Origin of the sequence: Yersinia mollaretii ATCC 43969 (assembly GCF_013282725.1) — a bacterium.
In the GTDB taxonomy this organism is placed as follows: domain Bacteria; phylum Pseudomonadota; class Gammaproteobacteria; order Enterobacterales; family Enterobacteriaceae; genus Yersinia; species Yersinia mollaretii.
The window spans coordinates 2,517,093-2,535,329 of sequence record NZ_CP054043.1; the positions used below are offsets into that span (position 1 = coordinate 2,517,093).

The following is an 18,237-nucleotide window of genomic DNA, read 5'->3' on the forward strand; positions in this document are numbered from 1 at the left end:
CTGTGATTGCGCAAGCGTCGGCCAGAACGAAGGTCGATATCGTGGCTGGCGATGAGGGCGTAGAGCATATCATGAGCCAAAGACGAGGAAAACGGTTGCGTCGCGGCTTTTAGTGGGATTTTGCGGTTTTTTTAGTGGTGCGGTGATGGTAAATCGCGCGGCAATTATTGGCCGCGGGCGGTTAAAACGGAAATTTAATCAACTCAACACTTTCGGCGGTGACTTTTACCATCGAGCCTTCAACATGCCAGGCCCCCAAAACCACCCGATGTGCGGTTGCTGTGGGCAGCTCTACCTGATGAACCGCCGGGCGATGAGTATGCCCATGAATCATCCAACTGACCTGATGGCGCTGAAATGCATCAATAACAGCTTGGGGATTCACATCCATGATGAGTTGCGACTTACCGCTATTATTCTGTTGGCTTTGATTGCGCATATAAGCGGCAATCCGTAAGCGAAAACGCAGCGGGAGCCATAGGAAGAGTTTTTGAATCAGGGGGTTGTGCACTCTGCGGCGAAAATGCTGATAATCGGCATCATCGGTACATAAAGTATCACCATGCAAAATCACTATTCTGCGGCCATACAGCTCAACGACCACTTCTTCCGCGAGTAACGTCATGCCACTTTCAGCTGCAAAGCGTTTGCCGAGCAGAAAATCGCGGTTACCGTGAATAAAATAGCAGGGCACACCCTGTTGCTGGAGTGATTTTAACGCGCTAGCGACTTGCCGATAGAGTGGCTCGGGATCATCATCGCCAATCCAAGACTCGAATAAATCGCCAAGGATATATAAAGCATCAGCATGAATAGCATCGCGCTGTATAAAATGCAGGAAACCGGCAGTAATTGCCGGTTCCTGAACGCTAAGATGCAAATCTGCAATAAAAAGCGTGCTCATTAAGTCGCTATTACTCGCTTACAGTAACGCTTTTAATAATGACGTCTTCTTTTGGCACATCCTGATGCATACCGCTACGGCCTGTCGCGACGTTTTTGATTTTCTCAACCACGTCCAAACCCTCAGTCACTTCAGCAAATACGCAATAACCCCAACCATCTGGGCGCTCTGAACGGAAGTTCAGGAAGTCATTATCTGCGACATTAATAAAGAACTGAGCAGTGGCAGAGTGTGGATCATTGGTACGTGCCATTGCCAGCGTGCCACGGGTGTTTTTCAGACCGTTATTGGCTTCGTTCTTGATAGGAGCATCTGTCTCTTTCTGATTCATGCCCGGCTCGAAACCACCGCCTTGAATCATGAAACCATCAATAACACGGTGGAAAATAGTGTTATCATAGAAACCTTTACGGCAGTAGTTCAGGAAGTTCTCAACGGTAACCGGCGCTTTATCCGCGAAGGTATTGACGACGATATCGCCGTGATTAGTATGAAACGTGACCATAATAATATTCCTGCTAGTGTGTAAATAAGTGTATTCACAAATGGGTCGAAACCCTTTAGACGGCTCTTATATCATATCTCTGAGATTGAGTCAGCACTGGAAACACGGCTTATAGGGGCGAAAAAGTGCTGTATCACGGGCCGATTTACCGCATAATCTGATGATATCTTGTTTATCGATGCGTACCGCAAAATAAAACCACGGAATGTCCCAATGCTAAAGATTTTTAATACACTGAGTCGCCAAAAAGAGGAATTCAAGCCTATCCATGCCGGTAAAGTGGGTATGTATGTATGCGGGATCACTATTTATGACCTGTGTCACATTGGGCATGGGCGCACTTTTGTCGCTTTCGACGTTGTTGCGCGTTATTTGCGTTATTTAGGTTACTCGCTGACGTATGTCCGCAATGTCACTGATGTTGACGATAAAATCATCAAACGTGCGATTGAAAACAGTGAAACCTGCGAGCAGTTGACCACGCGCATGCTGGCGGAGATGCATAAAGACTTCGATGCATTAAATCTCCAACGGCCTGATTTAGAGCCGCGTGCGACCCACCATATTCCTGAAATCATCGAGATGACCGAGCGGTTAATCGCCCGTGATCACGCCTATGTGGCGTCAAATGGCGATGTGATGTTCGCCGTAGACAGTGACCCGGATTACGGCCTGCTGTCTCGTCAGGATCTGGATCAGCTACAGGCCGGTGCGCGAGTTGAGGTGGCTGATGTCAAACGCAATCCGATGGATTTCGTGCTGTGGAAAATGTCTAAACCGGGCGAGCCGAGCTGGCAATCTCCTTGGGGGCCGGGTCGCCCTGGCTGGCATATTGAGTGTTCAGCGATGAACAGTAAGCAGCTCGGTGCGCATTTCGATATCCACGGTGGCGGCTCTGATTTGATGTTCCCACATCACGAAAATGAGATTGCACAATCTACCTGTGCCCATGATGGCCCCTATGTGAATTACTGGATGCATTCCGGTATGGTGATGATTGACAAAGAAAAAATGTCAAAATCGCTGAATAACTTCTTCACTATTCGCGACGTACTGGCCTATTACGATGCTGAAACCGTGCGCTATTTCCTGATGTCTGGGCACTACCGCAGCCAACTGAACTACAGTGAAGAGAATCTCAAACAGGCTCGTGCTTCACTGGAGCGCTTATATACCGCACTACGTGGCACTGACGCGAACGCCACTCCAAAGGGGGGGGCTGAGTTCGAAGCGCGTTTCCGTGCGGCTATGGACGATGATTTCAATACACCAGAGGCATATTCTGTGCTGTTTGACATCGCCCGCGAAGTGAATCGCTTAAAAACTGAAGATATCACTGCGGCAAATGGTTTGGCAGCAGAACTGCGGAAGCTGGCCCATGTGCTGGGCTTGCTGGAACAAGATCCAGAGCTATTTTTGCAAAGTGGTGCGCAGACAGATAATGATGAAGTCGCGAAAATTGAAGCGCTGATTAAGCAGCGCAACGATGCCCGAAGCAGCAAAGATTGGGCGCTGGCCGACTCTGCCCGTGATCAATTGAATGAGCTGGGTATTGTGTTGGAAGATGGCCCACAAGGCACAACATGGCGTCGTAAATAGTACTGAGCTTAGGGGCTAGACAGGGGGGCTGTTTAGCTCACTAAAACTAAAAAATATTGCGGTTCTGGCGCTGACCAGTAACCGCAATTTTTTTGCCAATATCATTGGCATAAGCAAACTAAACTCGTGATTGTCGAGATTATTAGGCTTTAACCTGCACTTTCATGCCTTGAAACTCAACAACTTGGTCAGCAATGATTTTGCAGCGCTTGCGCGTTTCTACATTTCCGTCGACTTTTACCTGACCATCAGCGATGGCGGCTTTTGCTGAGGCACCGCTATCATTCCAGCCTTGCAACTTTAATAAGTCACACAGCTCAACGTGCGGGTGTTTTTCCAAATGAAAAATGTCCATTACTATCCTTTCAATCAATTATCGTTGATGTCGTGATATTCCTCGCAGGCTTGCAAGGTATTTTGTATCAGTGTCGCAACGGTCATTGGCCCAACGCCACCGGGAACCGGTGTAATCCAACCCGCACGTTCAACGGCGACATCAAATTCTACATCACCGACCACTTTACCACTTTCCAGTCGGTTAATGCCGACATCAATTACGATAGCGCCTGGTTTTATCCACTCACCGGGAATAAAACCGGGTTTACCCACCGCAACAACTAATAAGTCAGCATTTTCGACATGCTGGCGCAAATTTTTGGTAAAGCGATGCGTAACGGTCGTGGTGCAGCCAGCCAGCAGTAACTCAAGGCTCATTGGGCGACCCACAATATTGGATGCGCCGACCACGACAGCGTTTAGGCCGTAAGTGGGGATGTTATAGCGATCAAGCAGGGTCACGATACCACGTGGGGTGCAAGGGCGTAGCTTGGGGGCACGTTGGCATAAGCGACCCACGTTGTAAGGATGGAATCCGTCGACATCTTTATCGGGATGAATGCGTTCCAGCACTTTGACATTATCAATGCCAGCAGGCAGTGGTAGTTGTACCAGAATTCCATCGATCTCATTATCGCCATTCAATGAATCAATCAATGCTAGCAGTTCAGCTTCAGTGGTGGTTATCGGGAGGTCATAAGAGCGAGAGATAAAACCGACCTCTTCGCATGCCTTACGTTTGCTGGCGACGTATATTTGTGACGCCGGATTCTCGCCAACCAATACAACAGCAAGGCCGGGAGCTCGCTTACCTGTCGCCAGACGTTTCTGTACTAACGCAGCAACTTCGCTTCTGACCTGCTGCGCAATCGTTTTACCATCAATAATTTTTGCTGACATCAGTGGAGGGGTCCATCAATTGAAAAAAACAGGAATTTACCTATTTTGTCAGAAGCGGGGCGCGCTGTCAGGCGTATAATAACGATTAATTAACGATTAAATAGCCAGTTGATAAACAGTCAGGTGAAAACCCATTGACTCGAAAGCGACGGCCCGTATAATCCAACCCGCAACTGACTACCCACGGCGTTCTATGCTGCGGTGAATATCAAATGCGCCCTTAGCTCAGTTGGATAGAGCAACGGCCTTCTAAGCCGTAGGTCACAGGTTCGAGCCCTGTAGGGCGTACCATTTTCAAGTCAATACACCTCTACTGAATTCTCTTTTTATCCCTTATACTCCCTGAAATTACTGAATTTTTCTGTCACGAGTTCTATCGAAGTCAACTCAGTTATACCTAAATCAAGTGGTATCTGGGGGCCTTTGAGGGGGCTCATCTCGTTCAATGGAAATTAGGGGCCCCTTTATGCCACTAAATGCACGACAGATTGATACTGCAAAACCCAAAGAAAAAGAATATAAGCTCACTGATGGCGGTGGCCTGTATCTGTTAGTAAAGCCTAACGGTGCGAAGTACTGGCGTTTGAAGTATCGTTTTTTGGGTAAAGAAAAAAAGCTCTCTATTGGTGTTTATCCTGATATCTCTTTGGCTGATGCTCGCTTGAAGCGAGAAGAAGCTCGTAAAGTGATCGCTTTAGGTGGAGATCCTGGAGAAGAAAAGAAAGCAGAAAAATTGGCTCAAAAGGCCAATGTCGAAAATACCTTCAAGGCTATCGCCCTGGAATGGCATGAGTACAAGCGGCCTAACTGGTCGAAAGGCTATGCCGAAGATCTGATGGAAGCATTCGAGAACGACATCTTTCCTGATATTGGTAAGCGTCCCATTGCTGAGATCAAACCACTCGAAGTGCTCAGTTCGCTGCGTAAACTTGAAAAGCGGGGTGTGCTCGATAAGCTGCGTAAAATCCGTCAGGCCTGCAATCAGGTATTCCGCTATGCCATCGTCACCGGCAGAGCTGAAACAAACCCTGCCTCTGAACTGGCAAGTGCTTTAACTGCACCTAGATCCACCCATTATCCCCACCTGTTAGCTGATGAACTCCCTGATTTCTTACAGGCTCTTGCCGCGTACTCTGGTAGCCCGATTACCCGACTGGCTACTCGTATTCTGATGTTGACCGGAGTTCGCACCGTCGAACTCCGCCAGGCTGAATGGAAAGAGTTTGATTTCGATAAACGTGTTTGGGAAGTTCCGGTCGAAAGGATGAAGATGCGTCGTCCGCACCTGGTCCCTCTGTCCGATCAAGTTGTGGCAGCACTGCGAGAGATCCAGGCAGTGACGGGCCGTTACAACCTGGTTTTCCCAGGCCGTAACGACATTACGAAACCGATGAGTGAAGCGAGTATCAACCAGGTACTGAAAAGGATTGGTTATCATGGGAAGGCTACGGGGCACGGTTTCCGGCACACGATGAGTACTATCCTGCATGAACAGGGCTATAACACGGCATGGATCGAGTTACAGCTTGCGCATGTGGATAAGAACACCATTCGTGGGACATACAACCATGCGCAGTATCTGGAGCAGCGCAGGGAGATGTTGCAGTGGTATGGGGATTATGTGGATGAGTTGGAAGACAGTGTCCTTTGGGCAGAAAATATTCAAGTGTATAACTAAGAACACTTCATTATGAATATGCTTTAGATAGAGAATTATATTTATTAGTCATTTGATAAAGTTAATCAGTTGAATTGATTATGCATGACTTCCCCGATGAACTGAAATGTGTCGGGGAAGTTAGTTTATTATGATGTGAATATTTTAATATCTATACCCATTTCATCAGCCGTACTTAGCCAATCTTCAATTAATTGGAATGCTTGGATCGTTTCAGATTGCTGGTTGGTTTCCTTAGACATCTCTTCAATAAAATGCTGTTTAGAGAAAGAATTACCCATTACTATCCATATTTCTTTACTGCATAGCGGTGATTTTCTTCTTTCTGAAATCAATTCCCAAGCTTTATCCTTAAGCTTGTTTTTCGCATCTGGAATTATTCCCTTTTTATTGAAAGCAAGCCGAAAACGAGAGTTAAGTTGATGTTTTGCTGTTGGTGAAGGCCATGGCTTATCCCAGATGGAAAAGTTCCCAGGTATATTGTTAGTTGAATGTGAAATTAGGTATAATAAATTTTTCATTGCCTGACTACCGACTTCTGCAATTGCTCCAGCAGATGACTTAGGCGAACTTTGTGAATCCCCACATTTTACATGAATGAAACATAATTTTTCAGCAGACGAAACGATGAAATCACACGGCTCAGTATTCATGTCTGTGCAAATAACAAGGTCGCAATTGGGGATAAACGAATAAAAAGGGCCTAGTTCGATAATGGTAGGATTATCATTAGAATAGTTACTTAATTGATCAATCAAATAAAAAATAGAATCTTTATCAAATTTTGTGCTTGTGGTATTAATATACATATCTTTTTTATCATATTTTCCCTTTTCTTTAAGGCCCTTAGAAAGCAGTGCTGGAATGCTTATAAGTGAGCGTCCTGCCCAACTTTCCTCAGCCGTAACACCTTTTTCACAAGGAAGTGAGAATCTATAAAATTTCGATGCACTGTATGTTGTTCCGTCTAAGAAAAGAATCCTAAAAGAGTCATTGTTTAAATAAGATATTATTTTATTGAAATCATCATTGTTGTTAGTGGTTGTCAAAAAGTAGCTATGTTTCTCTTCTGCATAATTAGTGTGTATTTTAAATGACGTTGAACCAATAAAAAACTCCGCACCTTCATTCTCTGAATATTGAAGGTAATAATAGTCTGGTAGGAAATTCTTTTCGGAAATTAATTCAGTGTCGAAATCTGATAGGTCTAGAATAATTGAAACTATATTGGAATTAGGTTTTTCATTTATAGGTTGTGAGAAGGATTTTATCAATCTGCCATTATTAGTTGCTTCCTTGGCTGTTCCTAAATCTATTTTTTCAATCCATTCAGATAGTTCTTCTATACTAAAATTCCTTTCCATTTGGTCAGAAACTCGACCAGACCTGACTCCTAAATAGAAACTACTATCACTTTTCCCTTGTTCATCCTTATTAACTACTTTCAATGTTGTTAATGTATACATTGCATTACGCTGAGTACTATTTATATTTTCTAGGTTTTTACCTTTTAAGGATATCGCTTCCGGTCTATTCTTTGCAGTACCTATGGCCCTTGAGTGAGCCTCTTTTATTTCACGGGCCTTAGTAACTGCTGCTAATGCTGTTAATCTGTTAATATTTATAGGATTTACAAGGTTTAAGTCGATTCTGTTAGCATACTTGCCACCAGAACTGTCAAATATAGCTATGCTATTAGATAGCTCTTTAATTATTATTATTTCTAATTTAGGTTCAAAAAATAGTTTATCAGAAAGATACCTAGAGCTATTGAATGATATGTATAGATATATGGATACATCATGGTCATTTTCTATTTGTTTAACGAGTGAACCTTGTGTATGCAGTTCCCAATATATCTTATCCAAGAGAAGAGGTGTTGAGTAATTAGGCCCTTTTTCTATAAAACAAACGGATGCCAATGGTATTGAAATATCATTGGCATTTATGGATTGCAAGTCCAATCTTTCTCTGAAACGACTGGAGAAGTAGCTGTATTCAGGGAAGTTATCAAGAAATCCTTTTATTAGGTTAGTTGTGCTTAGCGATTTTATAAATCCTTTTGAACCGCTAGGTGTGGATATGTAGTCATCAAATACGCGGTAACTTTGCCACATTCTTTCATTGGATGAACTAGCTAGATCTATTATCATCGGTTTTATTGAATTGTAATTCCTAACAACTCTCCCAATAGTTTGAACTAATTCTCTACCACTTCCAACTTGATAGGTTAAAACTAGTAATTTTGCTTCAGGAAAATCTACACCTTCATCAAGTTTATGTTGATGAATTAGAACTCTTATGTTGTCAGATTTTAATGCGGAATTTACTGATTTAAACTTACCGCTAGCTTCATCATTTCTAAATGTCTCATGTATACTTGCTGTTTTGAATTTTTTAGAAATTGACTCGTGGTATAGATATATGTCATTAGCATCTTTACATTTTATTATGCATTTTATGTTTTCATTTTTCGCTAGAAAAATCTGTACTTCTTGAAGCATTTTCTCCATTGAATTCACTTGAATGAAATTTGGCTCAGTAATTATTTTATCAGAAATAGCCTGTTTAAATGTAAAGATAAAATAATCATCTAAGTCAACGTTTAATTCGAAAAGATCATTTCTATATGGTGTTGCCGTTATTACAACTTTTATTGCATCTGATTGCCGTACGATTTCTCGCCATACAGGAGATGGTTCAGAATGACCCTCATCAATAATAATAAGATCAAAGAAACTTTGTGTCTTATCTAGGTCTTCTGGTGATAACATTGATAGTTTTTGAAATGTTGATATATATATACCTTCTTCATTTAAATTATTAATGTTTTTAAATGTATTTTTTAATTTTATATCTGGATCGTTTAACGTCACTCTAAAAAATCTACTTGATACTTCTTTATAGAGCTGTTCCTTAACTGCTCTCCTATGACAGATAATTAAAATATTTCTCTCTTTACTTAGATGCGATATTAAACTTATGACACCTGTTTTACCCGCTCCCGTTGGCAAGTTAATTAAGCATGCCTTATCACGAATATTTTTTTTCTTAAATTTAAAGAATTTCTCAACAGCTTCTTCTTGGCATTTTCTTATTTTACCTGTGAAGGATTTTAAGTATTTTAATAAATTTCTTTGCATGTAATCTCCTTTGCATATTTAAAAAAATTCAATAAATTCAATTATGATAAGAGGGTTTATAACCAATCCCCTTGGTCCGCACTGAGATCTTCCCGAATTGCATCTTGTTGATAGCTTGCAGCAATACGGTCTAGGCAAGCTGCCGTACGAGGCCATTCAAATCGAAGATCATCAGCATCTTGTTTATAGCGCTCTACCAGTATTCGTTCTTGCTCCCCTCCATCATGTGGCATACGTATAGTTACGCCACGACGGTTGTAAACCCCAACTTTAAAACCATCGTCCATTGCTCTGCTCCGTGCATACTCAAGAACTTCTCGAACAGGTTCTGGCGGCCATGCTTCATTTTTTGTTCGCTTTGCGGCAGAGAGAATCATGCCTATCTTGTCATCACCAATTTCACCACGACCTGCAGCCTTCAATAATTGACGAGCTTGTTTGACCCATGACATCAACGCAGAAGAGTCAATAGTCCCGTGTTGATCTGTACCAGGTACGATGCTCCAATCATGCAAAACTTGATATGCCTGGCTTGCCATATCACGGGCTTGCTTAGGATTTGTTGGTTCAGGTTCAACCACATCACTATCTTCTTTAGGCAGGTAGAGTAATTTCATTAGGGAAGTAAAAAATACAGGATCTCGGGCTAGAGCCTGATGTAGGTTCCTGGCTGGATGTCGTGAATGGCGTAAGACTTGGAAGTAGATCCATTCTAGCCTCACAATTTCTTCTTTTGAAGTATTTACATCACTCTCCAAATAATCCAAGAGAATACCGATATAATAGCTCGACATCGTATTATCATTATTGAATTTTTCTTTGGCACTTACAGCAGCATGCATTGCTCTAATAATAAGAGAACCATCTGGTTTAATTGTTATATTATTAGAAAGCCACGCAAGGGCATCGTGACTTCTATTTGCCAAAAGTAAATAGTCAATGACATATTTAGCCTCTACATTTCCGGAAACCATAAATACAGGGAGGGTTTCCCAATATATTTTACTAATATTGCCTGGTCTTGACTCAATTTTAAGCCAAAGCGACATTATAGTTGGCAAAACTTGGGCAATGCGTACTTCCGCTAACTCCCCCCAATTCTCAGTTATAGCTTGTTCCCATAATGCTTGAACCCAAGTTTCGCTTTCTGAACCTTTCGTGGCTTTGAGTCCATAAAGAATTCCCAAACCAATATTTGCTATATCTAAATCACCAGACATTAGGGCTTTTTTCATTAGAATATGTTTATGCCCACACTTTGTTGAGGATCGCGCTAAAGCAAGACCAAAATCGTAGTGCTGCGTAATTGTTGAAGAGAAATGAAATATTTGTTCAAATTCAAGTTCTGCAAGTAAGAACTCTACTGCTTCCGATTGTCTCTCTTCGAGCCTATTTCGTTGTGTTTGCCAATCATAATTTTCGCCTAACTCATTGGCCCCCGCACAAAATAGCCAGCGAAAACGCTCCTCGACATTTTCTGGTGTTAGTGAAAGAAATATAGCATCCAATGGTGTTAATTCTTCTTCAGACAGAGCCCATGGAGCATCTTTGAAGCCACGGTTTCTCTGTAAAAAACGCCGTAACTCATTCCACAACCTTTCTTTTTCATCAGTAGATGTGAGGTTAAGGGAGTAATCAGTTAATTGCTTAGCTGCTGAAAATTTCCAGTTTGAATCAAAATTCCCCCAAAGGTGAAAAAGTTCAAACCACCGTTCGGACCTCCCATTTATATACATTAATAATCTGTCACCGATTTCACATGCTGCTGTTGCAACAGAGGACCAGATAATCGACTCCGGCTCATTAGGAGTGAAATCACGCCAATTTGGCATAGAAGAAGGTTCTGAAGTATCGTGTGAACGAGGTGCTAATGCGAGCAATAACTTCCAACCAGCAATTGGATGCAGCGAGATGATCCGATCAATGACCTTAATACGTTGTGATGAATTAGCATAAGTTTGTGGTGACCAACTAACAAAAATCCGCCTTAATGAAACTGCTGGACGGTTTCCCCATCGACCTCCAGGATCAACATCATCTAACCAAGCAAGTAAAAGTGCAGATTGCATTAGATAACGCGGGCTACGCGCTAACATCTCTAATGCCCATAATAAACTTGAAAGATACTCTGTGGGTTGCATTATCCCTTCATCACTTCGGAATAATGACAAAATCTGAGGTGAATCGCCTTCCAACCCAGCTTCTACAGCGTCTAGAAATACCGTCGGGGCAGCTTCTGCAAGATTATGGAAATCCTGAGACAAAGACCACCAAAGTGGCTCAGTTGCATTATTAAGCAACTTATACATCGCACTATTCACATGAGAAGATACATCTGTAATAAGCGTTGCTACCTCAGGGAAAACAGCCAAGGCAATCATCGATTCTGTTAAGCCACGTCTGATGCTACCTGATGGTTTCCCTACGCTATTATCTTCATAGAAGGTATCGGTATTAGGTTGAGTCTCAAAATGGGGATCAATGGCGCTCATCACCGAATGGAACGCATTCTCAAAGCGCTTTAGTTGGTTGGAAGTTAGCTGATTACCTACTTGAGTCCAAAGATCTCGTAATGAAACTACTTTCCAAAGATTACCAGAGCGAATTAATGGACCACCAAAAGTGGATGCTAGCGGTGCCAAGATTTCTTCTACCTGCTCATAAGAGCAACCAGCTAAATCACTAATAATTTTTTGATCTTGAGATGAGGTTTCATCCCAGCCCCCCGCGAACATTGCGGCAATAAGCTCAGATGAAACATGTTCAGCCCATTGTGGTTTATAGTCTGGGGCTATGGGCATTAAACGCCTTAATACCGTAATACTGCGGCCTGATGCGTGTGCATAACGATGAGCATCTTCCTCATTTAATCCAGCATGAGTTAATGCTATTTTTAGCTCAAATCTCCAGGGACGGGGGAGGCGTATTGAATGACCGGATAGATGAGACACATCTGAGCCATAGATAGCGTAGACATGGTGACCATTATTAACAAGAGATTGTGCAATCCCCGGTTCTGAAATAGTGAGAACAATGATTAATGGCATGCCTAAACCAGCTAATTGCCGGGCTGTTGTTGCGTTGTCAACTACGACACATTTACTCCAATAGAACAGCTTATACTCTTCAGGCAGAGGACTTATAGACGCATAAAGAAAAGCTAGTGCTTCATCGGGAGCTTCGGCTTGCACCGAGAGTTGTTGCGGTGAATCTCTTAACCACCTAAGGACTTTTGTTTTTTCTTCATCACGTCCGGCCAAGATAACATCGGGAGTGAGAGGTGTTCTCGTTGCGTGAATCCACTCGCTCCATGACTCTTCAATATTACGTAATCCCTGTGGCCGATGACCTATTTTTACTGACAACCACTGAGCGACCGCAGGGTAGATTTCTAACCAATGGACAAGATCATCAGCGTCAATGGCACAGACATTCAGCCAAATATTGAGAGCTTTTTTCTCCTCTACCCACTTATTTTTACCAGGAAAGCGTTGTGGAGTAACGAATACATACGTTGTTTTGTCTGGACTATACCCGAGTGGATTCCCAGATCTTTTATTAAAATCCTCTTCTGCCTTAGCGCGGATAGAGGTACGTTGAGCACCAATTTCCCAAACAGAATCACCCTCAGGAACAAAGCCCAAACCCAAACTCGTTTTACACTCACCATCCCAACCAGGATATTGCACACTCTCATCTGATGGGAAATGAACTTTTGCGGCAGGACCTACCGTTGCAAAAATTAAGCGTCGTAATAATTCAGGAATACCACTCTGACCATCTCTCCGTTCACCCCACTGTGAAAGGTGAGTTGCATTAATCCAGCGCATCAAAGAGCCAGGTTTTACATTTTCAGGTGGTTGTAACATACCCCTTTCAACTACCCCACCAGCTATAAACTGCAAACCTTCAGCCTCTACACCCTGCCATATTTCTGCGTGATGAGGTGCCGGGGGAGTGCTGGATCACTCTCGTATTAACGAAGCGATCAGCATTGCCACCGGGGAGTATAAGCATGTTCTGGTCAGCCCGACCGATGATGTTCAACTGGCCGCGACTGAGCTGCCCATTGTGGGAGAACTGACGTGGACATGACCGACAGCCAACTATTAATAAACCTCCTGCCGAGTCAAATCATAAATACAAAACCGGGCTTAATGGCCCGGTCTATTTACCTATAATTTGTTAGACAGTATTAGAAGTTATATTTAATTCCTAACATCACTGCAGTATCGCTATAGCCTTTATTACCAATTTGCTGTCCGACATTACCCCAGACATTCACTTTCTTATTTATCTGGCCTTCTACACCCACTTTCAGTTCACCAATATTGGCGGCACCGTCTTGCTTCACGGTTACATTATCCATTGTGGTACCAAAGTCCTTAGTATTGTGGATCCAGTTTGCTTCAATAAACGGCTGGAATTCACGGTCTTTACCCTTATCCAGATCGCTGTAACCATTCATAAAGGCTTTTACACCTAGACGGGTTTGGATATTTCCATCACCTTCACCAAAAACATTAGTGCCGTTGGCTTCTTTATGGTCGTCAGCTTTAACACCCATCCAGGAAACCTGCGCTTTAGGCTGGATAAAGTAGGTGGCATTCTTAGCTGCATTTTCACCCACTTTAAAGGTATAGCCACTTTCAAGAGAGGCAGTCACACCTTTAGATTTGTACTCTTCATTTTCCAAGTTTTGACCGTGAACAGTGTTGTTGAACCAGCTGTATTGCGCAGAGCTGTCCACATATAAGCCAGATTTATCGGCTTCGTTAGCATACCAAGTACCGTATACACCCAAGCTGTAACCATCAGTTGTCCCTTTTGCGTTGTAACCGGACAGTTGTGAAACAGTGGTGCTTTTGCTGTTACCATACCCGGCCATAACGCCCAGGCGGGTACTGTCTTTGTCGTTATTGCTCCATTGGGCAATATCGCCCCCTAGTTGCACGACATAACGATTAGCCTGTGTACTCAGTTGACCCGAAGTATCACGAGAGCGGTTATGACCACCCTCGTTACGTAACCACAGACTGGTCACTTTATGTTCGCCAGTCAATGCATCGATATATTGGGTTTCACCCACACGGTCATGTAAGCTCGTGACAAACATACCATTTGCCGCTGCTAGATTAGCTGTGTAACTGCCAGCTTCCGGACGTTCAATAATTAATGCTGGTTCAACAGGGTTGGTAAGATCAACTGCGTTGGTCAAATACCAGTTACTCGCATTGGTTCCTACCCCGCGAGCCAGAGAGTAATCATACGCACCGGCAACAATACGTCCCTGCTTAACAAACTCACCGTTCGACAGTCCATTCACCTTAATCAACTCAATACCGTTTAATGTCGTCGCGCCACTGCCACCCAAGTTAGTTACAGCCACATGAGTGGTGCCAGCAGTATTACCATTAACGACTAATTTATCAGTAACTGAAGCATCATTATTGAGTGCTGAGTTAAAGTTGAGCAGACCGTCATTGCCGATGTAATCACCGGATACCGTTAGAATCGTACCTGGTGCACCGTTAAGGCTCACAGTACCGCTATTACTTAGACTGTTCAGTGTCTGGTCGAAACCGGCTAAATCCAGTTCCCCCGCAGTCTCGACAATATATTCAGAAGCTGTACTGAAGCTGCTTGCCGCACCAGCCTTTAAGGTGCCAGCATTAACCGTTGTCGTACCACTATAGGTATTTACGCCATTTAATACCGTCATACCACTGTAAACTGCCACTTTACCACTGCCAGCAATGGCAGAATTAAACTGATAATCAGTATCAATATGGTTAAAGACAATTGAGCTATCACCGCTACCTAAGGTGATAAGTGGTGTATTAATATAACCGGCTGATGAAGCAGTATAATTAGCTGCGCTACCAATATTCAGTACTCCGGTTGAAGTTGCATCTTTAGCAATGATTAAATTATCGGTTTTAACAGTCCCACTGTTATTAATAGTCAGTGAGGCGTTACCGCCAAACTCCCCAAAACTAATATCACCTGTATTAACCCAATTGGAATTAACACCAGTGACCAAAACGTCACCTTTTGAGCCAGCGGCATAGCCGACATAGCTACCAGAACTACTGAGATTCCCGCCATCGGAGACGACGACAGAGCCATTTCCATTGTTACCTATAACCAAGCTGTTAGAGTTTTGCCAAGAAGAATCTGTACCTGAGATATTTACTTGGCCAGTGGCATCTTTTCCTGCACCAACATAACCAAAACTATCAGTTACAACACCACCATTAGTGATATTTAGAGTACTATTAGAACCTACTGATGCGTAAAATGAACCAATTTGCAGGGTCTCGGCATTATCCCAACGAGAGTCGGTGCCGGTAATTTCTACCACTCCGATAGAGTCATTAATATTCCCGCTTTGACTGGCTACTACACCACCATCAGAAACAACCATGGTGGCAGGGCCATTTGTTCCTATATCAAGCAATGTACCCACTTGCCAGCGGGAACCTGCACCGCTCACTTCTACATAACCGGTTGAAGTAGTTCCTGCCGCAACGCTTGCTTTCGTTGCCGTGGTAACAATGCCGCCATTGGTGATTTTAAGACTGCCATCACCTTCATGGCCGATGAACATACGATTACCAGCATTCCAGATTGAGCCTAGACCTGTGACTTCAACGCTACCGGTTGAACCTGGGCGATACGCAATATCAGCATCATTTTGGTTGGTGACTACAGCACCATCGGTAATTCGCATCATGCCATTACTATCATTTTCGCCACCAATGCGTAACTCACCTCCGTTGGTTAGTTGTGAACCAGTTCCACTGACTTCAAGATAACCAACAGCCCCAACACCAAAACCAACATGTGTCGCGTTAACAGGGTTATTTACAACTCCACCATCCGATATCTGTAATGTGCCGTTACCGTTATAACCAACAAAGAGCACTCCGTTATTTATCCACTTAGAGTCAGAGCCAGTAATAACTACCTCACCGGTAGCTGTAGAACTATAGCCAATATAGCTCCATAGCCCAGCGGCTACGTTTCCGCTGGTCAACGTTCCACCATTTCCGCTGTTCAACGGTCCACCATTGAAAATCTCCATAGCACCAAATGACGTATTACCAACAATTATTACCCCTGGAATATCCCAATCAGGGTTGTCAGGTATTACATCACCTGTAAAACCGATGTCAGCATAAGAAGTTGTGGTATTAATCGCAGATATAATAGTTAAGGCGATACAAGATAATTTGTAGTTAAATAATTTCATTTTAAGTAATAACCCTGATATAAAATATGATAAAAAGAATGAATTTATTAATATGAATTCTCGTTTACTTTTTAAAATACATATGAGCATCAAACTTATTACTACAACGATAATTCATGAACTCACAATAACGTGATCCGGATCAAAAAATAATCAGACACTAGGGGTGGTTTTGTAGGAATTTTCCTGTTTTTCGTTTAAGTATCTCAATTTATGTATCCAGATAATCAGTTTAAAATAATATTTATATTAATAATTGCATTAATTTTTCATCAATGTGGTTGGGTGCTGAACCGACTTTATGGAGAGATGAACCTACCGAATCGACCACTTTCTGGTTATATATAGAGAAATTTTAATTGCCATTATGAACCCATAATAAATTGTTAAATTGATGGTAAAATAACAACCATGCGATGATATTAAATCATTCTAATAGCAAATGTCGTCTTTCACGATTCTTGGTATTTTTAATTATACAGGTTTGGGGAGGGAAGGTTATTTGGGGGTGTCTTGAAAATTTAACTTATTTAACAGTATATCACACGTTTAATTTAATTCCTTTAGGACCATTAAAATCAATGAGTACCCTCGATTTACCCTCTAATTATCAGCAACCTTTTTCAAAAATGCCAAATTAGTGACATTAATCCCCATAACATCATCAATTTTACGTGCATGCTCAGTTAAATTATTTGGCGACAAGTGGACATACCGGCGCACCATTTCTATGCTTTCCCATCCGCCCATTTTTGTGGTTGCCAGTCTGGTCTCGTAATAACCGGCATTCGGTGTCGTTGAGAGCCATTGTCACAACGGCTCTCTTGATATCATTGAAAATTAATAATCCTTACGGATATTTATACGCACTGGAAGGTAAGACGAGCAACGCCATTAACGAGTAAATGAGTATCTATATCAGTCTTCACTTCTTTCATGGCTTTATTTTGTGTCCTACAAAAATCTGACGCTTTTTTGCTGGCTGTGCCAATAGCACCTTTAATTCGACCTGCAGCAGGGGCAGCCTCAACTTCTGTGAAGTAGTCGCCGTTATCTAGCTTTTTGATATCTGACTGATATGTCAAGCCTATGCCGTGAAGCTGTGTTTTGTCATTTTGTACGGCACATCCACTTAAAATGGCACTGAATATAACGGTTGCTGCAATGATTGAAATTTTCAAATGAAAAGGTTCCTTTATATGTCTAGTGGGCCTTTATTTTACAATAAGTGATGAAACAATAATTAAACCAATGATAAGTTACTAATTGGCTATCTTTTTTTTGCATTGAAATTTATGGTTTTTTTCAGGTTAAGGTATTGGTTAATCAGCGCGTCGAGCTGTCTTGATGTATCAGCGTATAATCTTTATCAGTTACAGACAGCATAAATGTAATGCATTACCAATGAAGATAATAATTATTATCAATAGTAGTTAAACAAACCAACTTATTTGATTGATTAGTAGGTGTGATGAATTAATGATTAGGGTGGCTATTGCAAGTGACTAAAAGCAATAGTCGAATCGTCCGTCACTTTAGGCGGTTAATCATGGAGGAAGTTACGATGAAAGATATGTTAAAAGGCTTACTGTTAGTTGGTATTATGTCGGTATCTGCGGGTGCTATGGCTGAAGAATGCAATCCATCCAGCAAGTGGTGGCCGTATTGTAATGATCCCGCAACGGGGCCAGATGTCGGCACTCCAGAACATGAACACTGCCAAGCTAACGGTGGATGCACAAATAATTAAATAGCACGAAGATTCCCTATATCGGGCGTCACATGTTATGTATTAAATATTATTATCAAGCCGCCTACGGGCGGTTTTTTATTATCAGGTTTAGCACCATCATCTGGATTCCTCACACTTCTTTCTTAAGTCATCAACAGCAGCTTGCGGCATTGGCGCTGTCATCA

General features: G+C 42.4%; 12 protein-coding genes, 1 tRNA gene and 1 pseudogene. 5 read left to right on the forward strand and 9 right to left on the reverse strand.

Translation table 11 applies throughout. The features are described from left to right. Positions 1 to 181 precede the first annotated feature (181 nt). Positions 182 to 904 carry a UDP-2,3-diacylglucosamine diphosphatase gene (locus tag HRD69_RS11120; protein ID WP_004873352.1) on the reverse strand — a complete coding sequence of 241 codons (723 nt, stop codon included), beginning with the start codon at positions 902 to 904 and terminating at the stop codon, positions 182 to 184. A 10-nt stretch (positions 905 to 914) separates the two neighbouring features. Then, entirely contained in the window at positions 915 to 1,409 is a 495-nt protein-coding gene (gene ppiB, locus HRD69_RS11125) for a peptidylprolyl isomerase B (RefSeq protein WP_004873351.1), read from the reverse strand. A gap of 213 nt (positions 1,410 to 1,622) precedes the next feature. Between ppiB and cysS the strand changes: the two genes are divergently transcribed. After that, entirely contained in the window at positions 1,623 to 3,008 is a 1,386-nt protein-coding gene (cysS, locus tag HRD69_RS11130) for a cysteine--tRNA ligase (protein WP_004873350.1), read from the forward strand. A 142-nt stretch (positions 3,009 to 3,150) separates the two neighbouring features. Here the strand turns inward: cysS and ybcJ are convergent, their stop codons facing one another. Together ybcJ and folD are read right to left on the reverse strand one after the other, a co-directional pair. Then, on the reverse strand, positions 3,151 to 3,363 hold the full coding sequence (gene ybcJ, locus HRD69_RS11135) for a ribosome-associated protein YbcJ (protein ID WP_004873349.1): 213 nt from the start codon (positions 3,361 to 3,363) through the stop codon (positions 3,151 to 3,153). A 14-nt stretch (positions 3,364 to 3,377) separates the two neighbouring features. Next, on the reverse strand, positions 3,378 to 4,244 hold the full coding sequence (folD, locus tag HRD69_RS11140; RefSeq protein WP_004873348.1) for a bifunctional methylenetetrahydrofolate dehydrogenase/methenyltetrahydrofolate cyclohydrolase FolD: 867 nt from the start codon (positions 4,242 to 4,244) through the stop codon (positions 3,378 to 3,380). Positions 4,245 to 4,458: 214 nt separating this feature from the next. Here folD and HRD69_RS11145 point away from each other — a divergent pair. Continuing rightward, a tRNA-Arg gene (locus tag HRD69_RS11145) sits at positions 4,459 to 4,535 on the forward strand. 175 nt (positions 4,536 to 4,710) lie between these two features. After that, complete coding sequence (locus tag HRD69_RS11150) at positions 4,711 to 5,922, forward strand: tyrosine-type recombinase/integrase (protein WP_004873347.1); 1,212 nt, start codon at positions 4,711 to 4,713, stop codon at positions 5,920 to 5,922. Between the two features lie 128 nt (positions 5,923 to 6,050). Here HRD69_RS11150 and HRD69_RS11155 read toward each other — a convergent pair whose 3' ends face one another. Beyond that, positions 6,051 to 9,065 carry a DEAD/DEAH box helicase gene (locus HRD69_RS11155; protein WP_172984615.1) on the reverse strand — a complete coding sequence of 1,005 codons (3,015 nt, stop codon included), beginning with the start codon at positions 9,063 to 9,065 and terminating at the stop codon, positions 6,051 to 6,053. Between the two features lie 56 nt (positions 9,066 to 9,121). Continuing rightward, positions 9,122 to 12,934 carry a hypothetical protein gene (locus HRD69_RS11160; RefSeq protein ID WP_004873344.1) on the reverse strand — a complete coding sequence of 1,271 codons (3,813 nt, stop codon included), beginning with the start codon at positions 12,932 to 12,934 and terminating at the stop codon, positions 9,122 to 9,124. Positions 12,935 to 13,022: 88 nt separating this feature from the next. Between HRD69_RS11160 and HRD69_RS11165 the strand changes: the two genes are divergently transcribed. Continuing rightward, a complete protein-coding gene (locus HRD69_RS11165) occupies positions 13,023 to 13,160 on the forward strand; it encodes a hypothetical protein (RefSeq protein WP_004873343.1) in 138 nt (45 codons plus the stop codon). A gap of 100 nt (positions 13,161 to 13,260) precedes the next feature. Here HRD69_RS11165 and HRD69_RS11170 read toward each other — a convergent pair whose 3' ends face one another. The 3 genes and pseudogenes from HRD69_RS11170 to HRD69_RS11180 all read right to left on the reverse strand — a co-directional run bounded on the left by HRD69_RS11170 (position 13,261) and on the right by HRD69_RS11180 (position 17,501). After that, on the reverse strand, positions 13,261 to 16,320 hold the full coding sequence (locus tag HRD69_RS11170) for an autotransporter outer membrane beta-barrel domain-containing protein (RefSeq protein WP_004873342.1): 3,060 nt from the start codon (positions 16,318 to 16,320) through the stop codon (positions 13,261 to 13,263). Between the two features lie 603 nt (positions 16,321 to 16,923). Further along, a pseudogene (locus HRD69_RS11175) lies at positions 16,924 to 17,073 on the reverse strand (integrase); the annotation flags it as partial. A 107-nt stretch (positions 17,074 to 17,180) separates the two neighbouring features. Next, positions 17,181 to 17,501 (reverse strand): hypothetical protein, encoded by a 321-nt coding sequence (locus HRD69_RS11180; RefSeq protein WP_032812935.1) that lies wholly within the window; start codon positions 17,499 to 17,501, stop codon positions 17,181 to 17,183. A gap of 383 nt (positions 17,502 to 17,884) precedes the next feature. On the opposite strand from HRD69_RS11180, the gene HRD69_RS11185 reads away from it, so the two are divergent. Further along, positions 17,885 to 18,070: a hypothetical protein gene (locus tag HRD69_RS11185; protein WP_032812934.1), complete on the forward strand. Its 186-nt coding sequence runs from the start codon at positions 17,885 to 17,887 to the stop codon at positions 18,068 to 18,070. Positions 18,071 to 18,237: the final 167 nt, after the last annotated feature.